15 protein-coding genes are annotated in these 13,122 nt (G+C 66.6%); 13 read left to right on the top strand and 2 right to left on the bottom strand.

Annotated features, from left to right (window positions below; all coding sequences use genetic code 11):
• Window positions 1-2: 2 nt before the first annotated feature.
• The 9 genes from gspG to AC13HB_RS10440 are packed head-to-tail and all read left to right on the top strand — an operon-like array spanning window position 3 to window position 5,983.
• Complete coding sequence (gene gspG, locus AC13HB_RS10480) at window positions 3-461, top strand: type II secretion system major pseudopilin GspG (protein ID WP_482949691.1); 459 nt, start codon at window positions 3-5, stop codon at window positions 459-461.
• A complete protein-coding gene (locus AC13HB_RS10475) occupies window positions 461-967 on the top strand; it encodes a GspH/FimT family pseudopilin (RefSeq protein ID WP_482949690.1) in 507 nt (168 codons plus the stop codon). Before gspG ends, AC13HB_RS10475 begins: the two co-directional genes overlap by 1 nt.
• 1 nt (window position 968) lies before the next feature.
• Window positions 969-1,331 (top strand): type II secretion system minor pseudopilin GspI, encoded by a 363-nt coding sequence (gene gspI / locus AC13HB_RS10470; RefSeq protein ID WP_482949689.1) that lies wholly within the window; start codon window positions 969-971, stop codon window positions 1,329-1,331.
• Window positions 1,328-1,990 carry a type II secretion system minor pseudopilin GspJ gene (gspJ, locus tag AC13HB_RS10465; RefSeq protein WP_482949688.1) on the top strand — a complete coding sequence of 221 codons (663 nt, stop codon included), beginning with the start codon at window positions 1,328-1,330 and terminating at the stop codon, window positions 1,988-1,990. The genes gspI and gspJ overlap by 4 nt, the downstream gene beginning before the upstream one ends.
• Entirely contained in the window at window positions 1,987-2,982 is a 996-nt protein-coding gene (gene gspK, locus AC13HB_RS10460) for a type II secretion system minor pseudopilin GspK (protein WP_482949687.1), read from the top strand. The genes gspJ and gspK overlap by 4 nt, the downstream gene beginning before the upstream one ends.
• Window positions 2,979-4,199, top strand: a complete 1,221-nt coding sequence (gspL, locus tag AC13HB_RS10455; RefSeq protein WP_482949686.1) for a type II secretion system protein GspL — start codon at window positions 2,979-2,981, stop codon at window positions 4,197-4,199. Before gspK ends, gspL begins: the two co-directional genes overlap by 4 nt.
• The gene (locus AC13HB_RS10450) at window positions 4,196-4,708 is read left to right on the top strand and encodes a type II secretion system protein M (protein ID WP_482949685.1); all 513 of its coding nucleotides are present in this window, start codon (window positions 4,196-4,198) and stop codon (window positions 4,706-4,708) included. Before gspL ends, AC13HB_RS10450 begins: the two co-directional genes overlap by 4 nt.
• Window positions 4,708-5,448, top strand: a complete 741-nt coding sequence (gspN, locus tag AC13HB_RS10445; protein ID WP_482949684.1) for a type II secretion system protein N — start codon at window positions 4,708-4,710, stop codon at window positions 5,446-5,448. The genes AC13HB_RS10450 and gspN overlap by 1 nt, the downstream gene beginning before the upstream one ends.
• Window positions 5,435-5,983, top strand: coding sequence for a hypothetical protein (locus AC13HB_RS10440; protein ID WP_482949683.1), 549 nt, complete (start codon window positions 5,435-5,437; stop codon window positions 5,981-5,983). Before gspN ends, AC13HB_RS10440 begins: the two co-directional genes overlap by 14 nt.
• Here the strand turns inward: AC13HB_RS10440 and AC13HB_RS10435 are convergent.
• Window positions 5,977-6,459 (bottom strand): prepilin peptidase, encoded by a 483-nt coding sequence (locus AC13HB_RS10435; RefSeq protein WP_482949682.1) that lies wholly within the window; start codon window positions 6,457-6,459, stop codon window positions 5,977-5,979. The genes AC13HB_RS10440 and AC13HB_RS10435 overlap by 7 nt on opposite strands.
• A gap of 69 nt (window positions 6,460-6,528) precedes the next feature.
• Between AC13HB_RS10435 and phnC the strand changes: the two genes are divergently transcribed.
• From phnC to AC13HB_RS10415, 4 genes are all read left to right on the top strand, one after another.
• On the top strand, window positions 6,529-7,323 hold the full coding sequence (phnC, locus tag AC13HB_RS10430) for a phosphonate ABC transporter ATP-binding protein (RefSeq protein WP_482949681.1): 795 nt from the start codon (window positions 6,529-6,531) through the stop codon (window positions 7,321-7,323).
• Window positions 7,323-9,326 (top strand): phosphonate ABC transporter, permease protein PhnE, encoded by a 2,004-nt coding sequence (phnE, locus tag AC13HB_RS10425; RefSeq protein ID WP_482949680.1) that lies wholly within the window; start codon window positions 7,323-7,325, stop codon window positions 9,324-9,326. Before phnC ends, phnE begins: the two co-directional genes overlap by 1 nt.
• A gap of 254 nt (window positions 9,327-9,580) precedes the next feature.
• Window positions 9,581-10,780 carry an OprO/OprP family phosphate-selective porin gene (locus tag AC13HB_RS10420; protein ID WP_482949679.1) on the top strand — a complete coding sequence of 400 codons (1,200 nt, stop codon included), beginning with the start codon at window positions 9,581-9,583 and terminating at the stop codon, window positions 10,778-10,780.
• A gap of 69 nt (window positions 10,781-10,849) precedes the next feature.
• Entirely contained in the window at window positions 10,850-11,905 is a 1,056-nt protein-coding gene (locus tag AC13HB_RS10415) for a substrate-binding domain-containing protein (RefSeq protein WP_482949678.1), read from the top strand.
• A gap of 120 nt (window positions 11,906-12,025) precedes the next feature.
• Here the strand turns inward: AC13HB_RS10415 and AC13HB_RS10410 are convergent, their stop codons facing one another.
• Entirely contained in the window at window positions 12,026-13,093 is a 1,068-nt protein-coding gene (locus tag AC13HB_RS10410; RefSeq protein WP_482949723.1) for a glycosyltransferase family 4 protein, read from the bottom strand.
• Window positions 13,094-13,122 lie beyond the last annotated feature (29 nt).

The following is a 13,122-nucleotide window of genomic DNA, read 5'->3' as shown; positions in this document are numbered from 1 at the left end:
TGATGACTCACACTCACACGCCGCCGGCGGAGACAGCCGGACAGACAGACCGCGAAGCCGGCTTCTCGCTGCTCGAGATCATGATAGCGATCACCATTCTCGGCCTGCTCGCGACCATCGTCGTGATCAATGTCCTGCCCGCCCAGGACCAGGCCATGGTCCAGAAGGCGCGTACGGATATCGCGACGCTGGAACAGGCGCTCGACGCCTATCGCCTCGACATGCGCCAGTATCCGACAAGCGAGGAGGGTCTGCAGGCCCTGGTCGAGGCGCCGCGTGACGCCACGGGCAATTATCGCGAGGGCGGCTATATCCGCCGCCTGCCGGACGATCCCTGGGGCAATCCCTATCAATACGCCTATCCGGGCGAGCACGGCATGTTCGACATCTGGTCGCTCGGCCGCGACGGCCGCGAGGGCGGCGAGGATCTCGACGCGGATATCGGCAACTGGCAGGGCTGATGTCGCAAGTCGCCACGCCCTCCCGCTCACGCGAGGCCGGCCTGTCGCTGATGGAGATCCTCGTTGCGGTCTCCATCCTGGCGATCATGGCCTTCGCGGTGACGCTGTCCATGCAGCCGGCAAGCGATCCCGTGGTCGCGGCCGGGGACCGTCTGGCTGCGCGCCTGCACCAGGCCTCGCAGGAGGCGATTGCGGGGGGACAACCGGTCGGACTGGCGATCGGGGATGCCGGCGCGCGTTATGAATTCTACCGCTATGTCGACGGGCGCTGGTGGCCCCTTTCCGACCATCCCACCCTGGCGCCGCGCGTGCTGGAGGACGGGCTCGTCCTGCGCGCCGAAGCCGCGATCCTGCCCGAGGCCGAGGAGGCGGACGGTCTCCCTGTGATCTGGTTCGACCCGGCCGGGCTGACCGATCCTTTCGTTTTGCGTCTGCAATCGCCGCGCGGCTGGCGCGAGCTGAGCTGGGCTGCCGATGGTTCCCTCTCCGTGACGGGAGGGGCCTGAGATGACGCCCGCCCGGAACGAAGACGGTTTTTCCCTGATCGAGACCATGGCGGCGCTCGCCGTGGTGGCCATCGCGGGGCTGGCGCTGGTCAATATGACCCAGGCGACGACCCGCAATACGGCCGCCGTACAGGAGCGAAGCCTCGCCATGCTCGCCGCGGAAAACCTGATGAATACCGAGCTTCTGCGGGCCGGCGGTCCGGAAGACCGCGACGGTGTCTATCGCATGGGCGGTCTGGATTACGAGTGGCGGCTCGAGGTCAGCGCCACGGATGCGGCCGATCTGGTGCGGCTTCATCTCACGGTCGGACAGGGCGATGCGGTGTACGCCGAACTCGACACGTTCACGAGGCCGGACCCATGACCCGCACAGTGCCGGACGAGGCCGGTTTCTCCCTGCTCGAAGTGCTCGTCTCGGTCGCCATTCTCGCGGTGATCGGATCGATCTCGATCGCTCTGCTGTCGGCCAGCCTGACGGCGCAGGAGGTCAATAATGACGCCCTCGACCGCACGGCCATGATCGACCGGACGCGGACACTCCTGCGCGAGGATATCGGCCAGATCGTGCTGCGCCCGGTGCGGGCGGAAGACGGCTATGCGGCGCCCTATGTCTTTGCCGGCGATGCCGACGGGCTGGCGGAGCTCGAACGCAGCCGCGAGGAACGCGTTCTTCTCGCCCTCACGCGCCGGGGCCGGGCCAATCCAGGCCTGATCCAGCCGCGCAGCTCGCTCCTGCATGTCGAATACGTCCTGCGCGAAGGCGATCTTGTGCGACGCGCGACCCTCTATCCGGATGCGGCGGTGCCGACGCCGGTTTCAGAACAGGTATTGCTGACCGGTATCGGCTCGGTCGAGATGGGTTTCCTGATCGGGGCCAACTGGTCGGCGCGCAGCGTGATCCCTTCGGAATCCATGAATGCCGCTGCCGCCGGCACGCTGCCGCGGGCGCTTCGCTTGCGCTATGATCTGCCCGGTTTCGACGGGCTCGAACATATCGTCCTGACACCGGCGGTGCGGCCATGACGGGGCGTGGCGGGAATACCGAGCGCGGCGCCTCGCTGATCAGCGCGCTGATGCTGGTCGCGGTGATGTCGAGCCTCGCCATGGTGCTGGCGGGCGAGTTGCGCTTCGCCATGCGCCGTTCCGCCAATATGGAGGTACGCGACCAGGCCTATTGGTATGCGATGGGCGCTCGCGACTTCACCGAAGGCCTGATCGGTCAGGCGATGGAAAACCCGGTCGAGTCGCTGCGCCCGGACGCGGCCTGGCTGGGCGAGCCGCGCATTTTCCCGATCGAGGCGGGCTCGCTCGCCGGCACGGTGCGTGACGGAAACAACTGCTTCAATCTCAATGCCCTCGTGACGGCCTCCGAGCGGGGAGTGCTGGAAGCCGATCCGGTCCAGCTGACCCGTTTCGAACAGCTCCTGCGCGCGATAGACATTCCCGGCGGCGATGCGGTCCGGATCGCCGCCCAGGCGGCCGACTGGATCGACAGCGATGTACGCCCCCTGCCATCCGGCGGCGAGGACGATGTCTATGCCCGGCCGGACCGGCCCGTCTACCGGACCGGCAATACGCTGATGGCCGAACGCGAGGAATTGCTGGCGCTCGAAGCCGTGACGCCCGATCTCTACCGACGCATGGCGCCCTTCGTCTGCGCTCGCCCGGATACGGCGGCCCTGCCGCTCAATCTCAATACGCTGACCCTCGAGCAATGGCCGCTCCTGGCCGCACTGTTTGAGGGTGCGCTGACGCGGGTGGCCGCGGAGGGCATCCTGCTGCAGCGGCCGGAAGCCGGGTTCGCCTCCGCCAATGCCTTCTGGAATCTCGACACGGTCGCGGCGCTCGAGGCCGATGCTACGCTGCGCGAAGCGGTCGGGATCGATACCCGATATTTCGAACTCAGGATCGACGTCGTCCATGCCGGACAGGACTACCGGCTCGACGGTCTGGTCGAAGTCCTCGATGGCGGGCTGGTCCGTCGAGTCTCCCAGCGCTATGGAAACGTGACATGAGCCGAGACCTCATCCTCGCCCTGCACGAGAGCGGTCGTGTCGACTGGTCCATCATCGACCGGCGCGACGGACAGCGTCTGCACGAGGGGTATGCTGCTGCCGGCGAGGCTCTGGAGATCGACGCGCTCGACAGTGTCGAGCGCACGCTCTGCCTCCTGCCGTCCGAAACGGTCTATCTCACCCGGCTCGACCTGCCGGCGCGCAGCGAGCGCGAGGCGCGACAGGCGGCGCCTTTCCTCGTCGAGGACGAGATCGCCTCGCCGCTCGAGGCCACGGCCGTCATGCCCGGCCCGCGCGGGAGCGACGGGCGCCGCTGGGTGATGGCCGCCGACAAGGCGCGCGTGGAGGACTGGATCGAGCGGATCGAACCGGTCGCGGTGCGGCCGCTCCATGTCCTGCCGGACTGTCTCGCGGCGGCCGACAGAGAGGCGGTGCTGACCCTGTTCGATCGTGGCGACATGGTGCTCTTCACTTATTCGGACGAGGCGATCCAGCCCGGCCAGCCGGCTGGCGGAGCGCTCGACGGGTCCTTGTTCGGCTCGCTGGCCGGCCCGCTCGTCCAGGCCGCAGGGGAGGGCGAAATCGCCGCCTCCGCCTCGCTGGGGCTGACAGGCGAGAATTTCCGGGCGCTGGAGCGGCAGGAGATCGACCGCCTCGCCAGCGCCTTGCCGGAGGCCGAGCTGGCGGCCCTGCCGCCGTTCTTCGGCGACCGATTCCGGTCCACTTTCGACTGGTCGAGCTTCGTGCGGCCGATGATCCGCCCGGCCTGGCTGGCGGCAGCGCTTCTGCTCGGCTTCATCGCGCTGATCGCGGGTGAGGGGATGTATTACCGGCTGCAGGCCGAGCGCTTCGACGAGGCCACTGTGGCGGAGTTCCGCGCGGCCGTTCCGGAGGTTCAGCGCACCGTCATCCCGGCCGAGGCCGAACGGTTGCTGGGCGACCGGCTGGCCGGTCTGGGCGGTGGCGGGACGTCGTCCTTCCTCCAGCTGACCTCGGCCCTTGCGGAGCTGACCTCCGGCAATGAACAGGTGCGCATCGACCGCATCCGTTTCGACCAGACCCGCGCGGCACTCTCGGTCTCGGCGGTCTATACCGACTTCGGCGATTTCGATGCGCTCGACCGCGAAGCGGGCCGGATCGGCCTGCGACTCGAGGATGGCGGCGCGCGCGAAAGCGGTGGCGAAATCCGCGGCGAATTCACGGTGAGGCTGCAATGACCCGTTTCCTGACCCCGATTCTCGCCCCGCTGAACGGCCTCTGGCAGGCGCGCAGCCAGCGCGAGCAGGTCATGCTCGCCATTGCCGGCCTGCTCGTGGCCGGCGTGCTGCTCAGCGCACTGGTGATACGCCCGCTCAATGCCTGGCATGACCGCTCCCGGGACGATTACGCCGCGGCCATGCGGCTCTATCGGGCCGTCGAGGCCGACGCCGATCTTTATCGGGAACTCCAGGCCGCCGAGCCGGAGACCCGGGGCGCGTCGGGCTCTCTGCGCGCCATTGCCGGAGCGCTGGCCGTACGTAACGACATCGCGCTCGCACGGCTGGTGCCGACCGATGATGGCGGCATGACGGTGAGTATCGAGCGCGCACCGACGGGCGCCGTGATGAGCTGGCTGATCGACCTGGAGGAGCGCTATGGCATCCGGGTGGTGTCGGGCTCCATGGACCGGGTCGAGGACGGCATGGTCGAGGCCTCCTTCGTGCTGCGCCGCGCGGGAGGCGTCTGATGGTCCTGCGCCTGGGTCTGTTCGCTGCCTGTCTCCTGATCTGGCTTGTCGCCCTCCTGCCGCTCAAGGCGGTCGCCATCGCTGCGGGCGGGGCGGAACAGCTGGGCTATCGCGACGTGTTCGGCTCGGCCTGGAATGGCCGCGTCTACGGGCTGCGCATTGAGGGTGAACCGGTGCGCGAGATCGGCGTGCGCCTGTCTCCGCTGGGTCTCGTGACCGGTCATATCGATGCGCGTCTGTCCGCGGACGATCCAAGCCTGCGCGGGGAGGGCCGTATCCGCTGGAACGGGCGCCGCCTGCGCGCTCACGAGGTCTCCGGCGCGCTCGCCCTGTCGCGTCTCCCGGTCGAAAGCAACGGCCTGCTCGACCCCGATGCGACCGTCTTCGTGCGCCTGTCCGAACTCGATCTGGACCTGGACGGCATGGAATGCCGTGCGGCTGCGGGCCAGGTCTCGACCGCGGCCCTGACCGGGCTGGGCCGGAGCTATGGTGTCGAGGCGCCGCGTCTGGAGGGCGAGCTGACCTGCCGCGATGGAGCGCTCGTGCTGACGGCGGCCGGCGAGACCGGGGACATGCGGATCGAGGGCGAGATCGTTTTCGGCGCTACGGGCCATGACTGGACAGTGTTCGCAACCAGTCCGCACGCCGCCGTGCGCGAAGCTTTCGGGCTGGCCGGACTTGCCCGTGAGGGGGATGTCTGGCACGGCTCGGGTCATGAAAGCCTCGATGCCAGCCGCTAGGCCCGCTGCGCTGCTCTGCGCCCCGGCGCTTCTGCTTGCCGCCTGCGCCACGCCGGTCGCGCAGGAAACGGCGCCGCCCGAAAACGCCGAGGCGAGCGCCGCCGCGCCCGCGACACCGCCACGCGCGGCGCTGCCGCCCCAGGATCTGGCCATCGGCGAATGCGGCGTCTTTTTCTGGTCCGCCGAAAGGCCGCATCGCTTCCTGGTCTTCGAGAATGAGACCCGCGGTCAGGCACGCGTCTGGATCGGCGGCCGCGCGGCTGTCTTCGGCACGCCGCCGCGCCGGGGCCAGCCCGTATTCGGCGATCCCTTCGAGCGAAGCTATCGCGACCCGGCATCGGAGTTGTCGGTGAGTATCAGCGGTACGATCGGCGACCCGCTCCAGGCCGGTCAGCGGATCGACCGGACGGTGATGCGCTACCGGCGCAGCGACGGAGCGCAGATGGTGGTCCCGCTGATCGGGCATCATGCCTGCCGGACCGACCGGACGCCGCCGGCCGCGCAGCCCGGACCAGGGTCCGGCGCGAGTCAGTAGGCGGGGATGAGACCGGGTCCGTAGGCGCGATAGATCCACGCCAGAGCGAAGCCGAGCGCGATCCAGGGGCCGAAGGGCAGGGGGCGGGCCGGGTCTGGCATGCGGCGCTCCAGGGCTGCGCGAAGGAGAACGAAACCGATCGCGCTGAGGCTGGCGACGAGCAGGATGGGGGGCAGCAGCCAGGCGCCGCACCAGGCCCCGGCAGCGGCGAGAAGCTTGGCGTCGCCGCGTCCCAGACCATCTCGTCCGCGCAGCGCCCGATACCCCGTTTCCAGAGCCACGAGCGCGCCATAACCGAACACGGCGCCCGCCAGGGGTGCGCGCCAGACTCCAAAAGCGACCAGATTTATTGCAAGACCGGCTACGATCAGCGGCAGGGTTATGATATCGGGCAGCCGCAGGGTTCTGGAATCGATCCAGGTCAGCCAGGCAAGCGCCGCGATGAGGATCAGACTGGCGGCGTGGGCGAGATACATGGCGGGCCTGTCACATAACTGTCGTAAGTCTGCGCCACAACACGTGCGGCGAAGAGGGGAAATCACAAGATGACAGACGCCGCGCTGGCGCTCAAAGCCGAAAATGTCCGGATGACATTCGGCGAGACCAAGGCGCTCGACGATGTCAGCCTGGAAGTCAAACCGGGCGAGATGGTCGCGCTGATTGGTCCGTCCGGATCGGGCAAGTCCACCCTGTTGCGGGTCGCCGCGGCCCTGCAGGTCGCCGACAGCAATTCCGGCCCGGTGTCCGTGCTCGGCCATACCATGCAGTCGCGGGGCAGGGTCGCCGCGCGGGTGCGCGAGAGCCGCGCGCGACTGGGCTTCATCTTCCAGCAGTTCAACCTGGTCGGCCGGCTCAGCCTGTTCGGCAATGTCCTGCTCGGTTCGCTCGGCCAGATACCCAGCTGGCGCGGCGTGCTGGGTCTCTTTCCCGATCCGGTGAAGCAGAAGGCGATGGATGCGCTCGAGCGTGTCGGCATGGCGGAATACGCGGCCCGGCGGGCTTCCAACCTGTCCGGCGGCCAGCAGCAGCGCGGCGCGATCGCGCGGGCGCTCGTCCAGGGCGCCAAAGTGCTCTTCGCCGACGAACCGATCGCCTCGCTCGACCCGGTCTCTGCGCGCAATGTCATGGAGCTGCTGCGCGACCTCAATCGCGACGACGCCTTGACGGTGGTGGTCACCCTGCACCAGGTCGATTATGCCAAGACCTATTGCGACCGCATCGTGGCGCTGAACAAGGGGCGCATCGTCTATGACGGTCCGAGCGCCGGTCTCAGCCGCGAAACCCTGATCGAAATCTACGGCCCCGAATTCGAAGCCGCCTTCCACGGAGGCGAAACCTGATGCGCGCCCTGGCCCGTTTTCTCACCCGTTTCGCCGTGCTCGTCTCGGCCTGTGCGCTGGCGGCCTGCTCGGCACCCCAGGACAGCGGCGGCGCTACGGACAATGCCACAGCGGACGATGACCGTCTGACCCTGAATTTCGGCATTATCGCCACCGAGTCCTCCTCCACCCAGGAGGTCAACTGGCGCCCCTTCATCGATGCGATGGAGGAGTGGACCGGCTATAATATCGAACCCTTCTACGCGTCGGATTATGCCGGTGTGATCCAGGCCATGCGCTATGACAGCGTCCAGTTCGCCTGGTTTTCCAATTTCTCCGGCCTGCAGGCCGTGCGCCGGGCCGGCGGCGAGGTCTTCGCCAAGGCGACCTATCCGGACGGATCCGAAGGCTATCACTCCGTTCTCCTGGTCCCGAACGACAGCCCGATCCGGACCCTGGACGACATTCTCGCCTGCGACGGCACGCTCGATTTCGGTATGGGCGACCCCAATTCGACCTCGGGCTATCTCGTGCCTTCCGCCTTCATCTTCGCCCCGCGCGGGATCGATCCGGCGGAATGCTTCAACTCCGTGCGCAACGCCAATCACGAGGCCAATGCGGTCGCGGTGGCGAACGGGCTGGTGGATGTGGGGACGAACAACACCACCAACATGATCCTGCTGGAGCGCTCGCGTCCGGAAATGCACGCCCGCCTGCGCGAGATCTGGCGCTCGCCCATGATCGGCACCGATCCGATCATCTGGCGCGCCGATCTGCCGGTCGAGGCCAAGCAGCGCCTGCAATACTTCTTCATGAATTACGGTCGCATGGGAACGCCGGAAGACGTGGCCGAGGCCCGCTCCGTGCTCGAACCGCTCTATTTCGGCACCTTCCTGCCGGCATCGAACGCGCACCTCGATCCGATCGTCCAGCTGGAAATCGTCCGCGACCTCACGCAGGCCCGCAATGATCCCGATCTCGGCGAGGAAGAGCGTGCGGCCCGTATTGCCGAGCTTCAGGCCCGTCTCGCCGAAGTCGAGGCCGGCAATACCGCGCTCGTCAGTCACACCACGCTCAACGGCGATGCGCCGCTTGCCGCCGCCGAGGTGGAGCTGTCCGGGACCAACTGGCTCGCCAGCGGCGTCATGCTGGTGCTCGCGGCGGGTCTCCTGGTCGGCCTGCTCTGGCTCTCCGCACCACGCGGGCCGGGACCGAAAACGCCGCTGGGCGAGCGGATCGCCAATGCCGTCATATCGGCCGGCGTCATCGTCATCCTCGTCTGGAGCTTCGACTCCGCCGACATGGACCGGGCCTATCTCCTGGTCGAGAATGCGGACGATATGAGCGAGTTCATCGGCGGCTTCCTGCCGTCCGATATCGGCGATGCCGAGTCGCGCGCCAGCTACTGGCAGCAGCTCTCGCACGGCTTCGAGGAAGCGATCCCGCAAATGGTCGTGACCGTGCAGATCGCGATCTGGGGTACCTTCATCGCCGTCGTGTCCGCCATTCCCTTCGGTCTGCTCAGCGCGCGCAATGTGGCGCCTCCCTGGGTCGTGCAGCCGGTCCGGCGGCTGATGGACGTCTTCCGATCCATCAACGAGCTGATCATCGCGCTGGTCTTTATTGCCGCGGTGGGCCTCGGGCCACTGGCCGGTGTGATGGCGCTCGCCGTCCATACGACCGGCGTCCTGGCCAAGCTCTTCTCGGAAGCGGTCGAATCCATCGATCACGGCCCGGTGGAAGGCGTTCGCGCCACCGGCGCCCGTCCGATCCACGAAGTGATCTGGGCAGTTATCCCGCAGGTGGCGCCGCTCTGGACCTCCTTCGGCCTCTACCGCTTCGAGTCCAATGCGCGTTCCGCGACCGTGCTCGGCCTGATCGGTGCCGGCGGTATCGGCCAGATCCTCTTCGAAGCGGTCCGCGCCTTCGACTACCAGCGCACCGCCGCGATCGTGATCGTCATCGTCGTGGCCGTCAGCGCGATCGACCTGTTGTCGCAATTGCTGCGGAAACGGCTCGTCTAGATTTCGCAAATCTGCGAAGAGGGCCCGGCGCGAAGGCGTGCCGGGCCCTTTTTCGTTTGGCCGGCCGCCCCGACTCACCCTGAAACAAATTTGTCATATTGGCGTAGCAAAAGCGTCACCGAGTCCGGGTACGACCGTTCGCGAAAAGTCGAAGTCGTAGCAAAACTTTCACCCGGCGGTCGCCCAGCTGACATATTGTGCCTGTAGCGGCTCAATTCAGTTCTGGCGGTCGTCCGACCAACAGGACTGAAAACGTGACCCAGCATCTGTTCGCGAGCACCGTATTGGCCGCTATCGTTTCCGCTTCCGGTATCAGCGCCGCCTCCGCCCAGGACGGCGGATGGTCGTTCGACGGCGTACCGGGCTGGTCGAACCCGGAGACGGGCAATTCGATCAAGCTGCGCGGCCGCATCTATCTCGACACCGCCGACATCGATTTCGAGACCGGCGGCGCAACCACGAATTACCAGGACGGCGAAATCCGCACCGCGCGTCTCGGCATTACCGGCACCTTCAACTCCGTCGACTACACCGCGGAGTTTGATTTCATCGACGAGGAAATCACGGCCAAGGACGTGGTCCTGACCTTCGACGCCGGCGAAGTCGACATCAAGCTCGGACACTTCAAGACGCCGAACTCGATGGAAGAGCAGACCTCCTCGCGCTACATCACCTTCATGGAACGCGGCCAGGGTACCGACCTGTTCGGCCTCGACCGTCGCGTCGGCGCCATGGTGACCCGCGGCGGCGACAACTACTCCTTCGCAGCCGGCGCTTTCGCCGGCCGTCCGGGCGATCTCTCCCAGACGCTCGAACTGGACGACAGCTCCGCCTTCGCAGCGCGCGTCACCTACACGCCGGTCGATACGGACGCGATGACCGTCCATCTCGGCGCCTCCACGCGCTACATGGATTACGGCGATGCGGGAACCCGTGTCCGTGTTCGCCCCAATACGCACATCACGCCGCGCATCGTCAGCGCCGACTTCCGTCCGGGCAGCGTGCTCGGCGAGGCCGACAGCTCGATGTTCTGGGGCCTCGAAGGCGCGATCATCGCCGGCTCGTTCCACGGCCACACCGAATTCATGACGATGGATGTCGACGGCCCGGCCGGCGACCCGTCCTTCGACAGCTGGTTCGTCAATCTCGGCTACTTCCTGACCGGCGAGACGCGCAGCTACTCCGCATCCTCCGGCAAGTTCGGCCGCACGCGTCCGCAGACCACGCTCTCCGAGGGCGGTTATGGTGCCGTCGAGGCAGCGGTGCGTTACGACGTGTCGGATCTCGACACGGTCGCCGCCGGCGAGCTGACCACCTGGACGCTGGGCCTGAACTGGTATCTCGAGGATCATTTCCGCATCATGGTCAATTATATCGACGGCGAACGCACGATCGCCGGCGCTCCGGACACGGATGTGACCGGGGCCCAGATCCGGGTGCAATGGGATTTCTAGGGCGCATATCATCACGGCGCCGGCCTGGCCGGCGTCACCGTTTCTTCCAGTGACAAGGACTTGGAAAACATGACGATCAAGCTTCACCTGGCCGCAGCCGCGGCTGTTCTCGCCCTGGCGGGCGGTGCGGAAGCGCAGCAGCGCGACCAGATCCGCATCGTCGGTTCGTCGACCGTCTTCCCCTTCTCTACCGCTGTGGCCGAGAGCTTCGGTGCCAAGACCGAGTACGCGACCCCGGTTGTCGAATCGACCGGTTCCGGCGGCGGCCTGCGTCTCTTCTGTGCCGGCGTCGGCACGGAGCACCCGGACATCGCCAATGCCTCGCGCCGTATGAAGGCGTCCGAATACGAGCGCTGCCAGGAAAACGGCGTGCGCGAGATCACCGAAGTCCGCTTCGGTTTCGACGGCATCGTGATGGGCAGTGCGGGCGAGCTGAACCAGGATATGGAACTCAGCCTGACCCAGCTCTGGCTCGGCCTGGCCGCTGAAGTACCGGCCGACGAGTCCTGCTCCAGCTTCGTTCCGAACCCGAATGAGCGCTGGTCGGACATCGACGCGTCGCTGCCGAACGAGCGCATCGAAGTCTTCGGTCCGCCGCCCACCTCCGGTACGCGCGATGCCTTCGTCGAACTGGCCATGCACGCCGGTGCCCGCGGCATCGAATGCCTGGAAACCCTGCATGACGAGGACGAAGACCGCTTCGAGGGCATTGCGGGCCGCATTCGCGAAGACGGCATGTGGATCGATGCCGGCGAGAACGACAATGCGATCGTCCAGACGCTGGTGAACACGCCGACCGCTTTCGGCATCTTCGGATATTCCTTCCTCGACCAGAATTCCGACCGTATTTCCGGTGTTGCGATCGACGGTGTGGCGCCGGAATTCGACGCCATCGCGGACGGGTCCTATCCGGTCTCGCGCTCGCTCTTCTTCTATGTGAAGAACCAGCACGCGGCGATCGTGCCGGGTCTGGTCGAGTATATCGAGGAATTCACCTCGGACGACGCCTGGGGCGATTTCGGCTATCTCACCGACCGCGGACTCATCCCGCTGCCGGAAGGCGCGCGCATGGATCTGCGCGAGCGGGCCATGAACCTGGAAGCCATGACGGAAGCGCCGCACTAGGCGCCAGCGTCATACGCAAACGAAACGCCGCTCCCCAGGGAGCGGCGTTTTTTTATTGGGCGTTTTCGATAGTCGCGTTCTTGAACCGAAAAACCGGTTTCCGGCCACGCTGGAACGTTTCTAGTAGAGCGACTTGCGGCGGCGCAGGCGGCGCCAGAAGCGCTTGCGTTCCGGCTTGGGCTGCGGCTTGAGATTCTCGACGAAATCGATGGCGCACTGACTCCAGGAATGCTTCTCGGCATGGGCACGCGGGGCGGCCCGGTCGATCTCGAGGCAATTCAGGCAGGCCTCGCGTAGATCGTCATTGATGAAGCCGCCGCCGGAGCCCGGGATGATGTCCTTGGGGCCGTGCGCGGGGAAGGCCGCGACCGGGGTGCCGCAGGCCATGGCTTCCAGGTTCACCAGGCCGAACGTATCGGTCCAGCTGGGGAAGACGAAGACGTCCGCATCGGCGAAATAGCGCGCCAGCTCGTCGCCGAACTTCGAGCCCGGGAAGACCGCGTCCGGGAACTTCTCGATCAGCTCCTCGCGCTGGGGACCGTCGCCGACCACCACCTTGGTGCCGGGAATGTCCAGCTCGAGGAAGGTCTCGATATTCTTCTCCACCGCGATCCGGCCGACATTGACCCAGATCGGGCGCTCGAGGCCCTCATAGACGTCCTCACCGTGCATGCGGCGCTTGTCCGGGTTGAACAGCTCGATATCGACGCCGCGGGCCCAGGCGGTGAGATTCTTGAAACCGCGCGCCGCGAGATCGTCGCGCATGGAGGGCGTCGTCACCATGATGCGGCCGGATGCATTGTGGAACCAGCGCATGAAGGCATAGCCCGCCGAAAGCGGGATGAAGGGAAAACGCGCATTGACGTATTCCGGGAATTTCGTGTGGTAGCTGGTCGTGAAGGGCAGGCCCCACTTCTTGCAGATACCGCGCGCCGCCTGGCCGAGCGGGCCCTCGGTGGCGATATGGATGGCTTCCGGCTCGAATTCCTTGAAGCGCCTGGCAATATCGCCGCGCGCGCCGATCGCCAGCTTGATCTCCGGATAGGTCGGCAGCGGCATGGTCTTGTAGCCGAGGCCCGGATGGATCACCTCGACCAGGTGGCCCATCTCGCGGCATTCCGCGACGGTGCGTGAAAGCGTGCGCACGACGCCGTTCATCTGCGGCTCCCAGGCGTCGGTCACCAGCATGATGCGCTGGGGCCGGTCGTCGCCATTAT

The organism is Maricaulis sp. B-26 (assembly GCF_056857855.1).
Note: the sequence above shows the minus strand (reverse complement) of the source record. Positions and strands in the feature narration are given on the sequence as shown.

Coding starts and splice junctions, on each gene's coding strand:
- gspG (WP_482949691.1), top strand. CDS start 3: ATGACTCACACTCACACGCCGCCGGCGGAGACAGCCGGACAGACAGAC.
- AC13HB_RS10475 (WP_482949690.1), top strand. CDS start 461: ATGTCGCAAGTCGCCACGCCCTCCCGCTCACGCGAGGCCGGCCTGTCG.
- gspI (WP_482949689.1), top strand. CDS start 969: ATGACGCCCGCCCGGAACGAAGACGGTTTTTCCCTGATCGAGACCATG.
- gspJ (WP_482949688.1), top strand. CDS start 1,328: ATGACCCGCACAGTGCCGGACGAGGCCGGTTTCTCCCTGCTCGAAGTG.
- gspK (WP_482949687.1), top strand. CDS start 1,987: ATGACGGGGCGTGGCGGGAATACCGAGCGCGGCGCCTCGCTGATCAGC.
- gspL (WP_482949686.1), top strand. CDS start 2,979: ATGAGCCGAGACCTCATCCTCGCCCTGCACGAGAGCGGTCGTGTCGAC.
- AC13HB_RS10450 (WP_482949685.1), top strand. CDS start 4,196: ATGACCCGTTTCCTGACCCCGATTCTCGCCCCGCTGAACGGCCTCTGG.
- gspN (WP_482949684.1), top strand. CDS start 4,708: ATGGTCCTGCGCCTGGGTCTGTTCGCTGCCTGTCTCCTGATCTGGCTT.
- AC13HB_RS10440 (WP_482949683.1), top strand. CDS start 5,435: ATGCCAGCCGCTAGGCCCGCTGCGCTGCTCTGCGCCCCGGCGCTTCTG.
- AC13HB_RS10435 (WP_482949682.1), bottom strand. CDS start 6,459: ATGTATCTCGCCCACGCCGCCAGTCTGATCCTCATCGCGGCGCTTGCC.
- phnC (WP_482949681.1), top strand. CDS start 6,529: ATGACAGACGCCGCGCTGGCGCTCAAAGCCGAAAATGTCCGGATGACA.
- phnE (WP_482949680.1), top strand. CDS start 7,323: ATGCGCGCCCTGGCCCGTTTTCTCACCCGTTTCGCCGTGCTCGTCTCG.
- AC13HB_RS10415 (WP_482949678.1), top strand. CDS start 10,850: ATGACGATCAAGCTTCACCTGGCCGCAGCCGCGGCTGTTCTCGCCCTG.
- AC13HB_RS10410 (WP_482949723.1), bottom strand. CDS start 13,093: ATGCTGGTGACCGACGCCTGGGAGCCGCAGATGAACGGCGTCGTGCGC.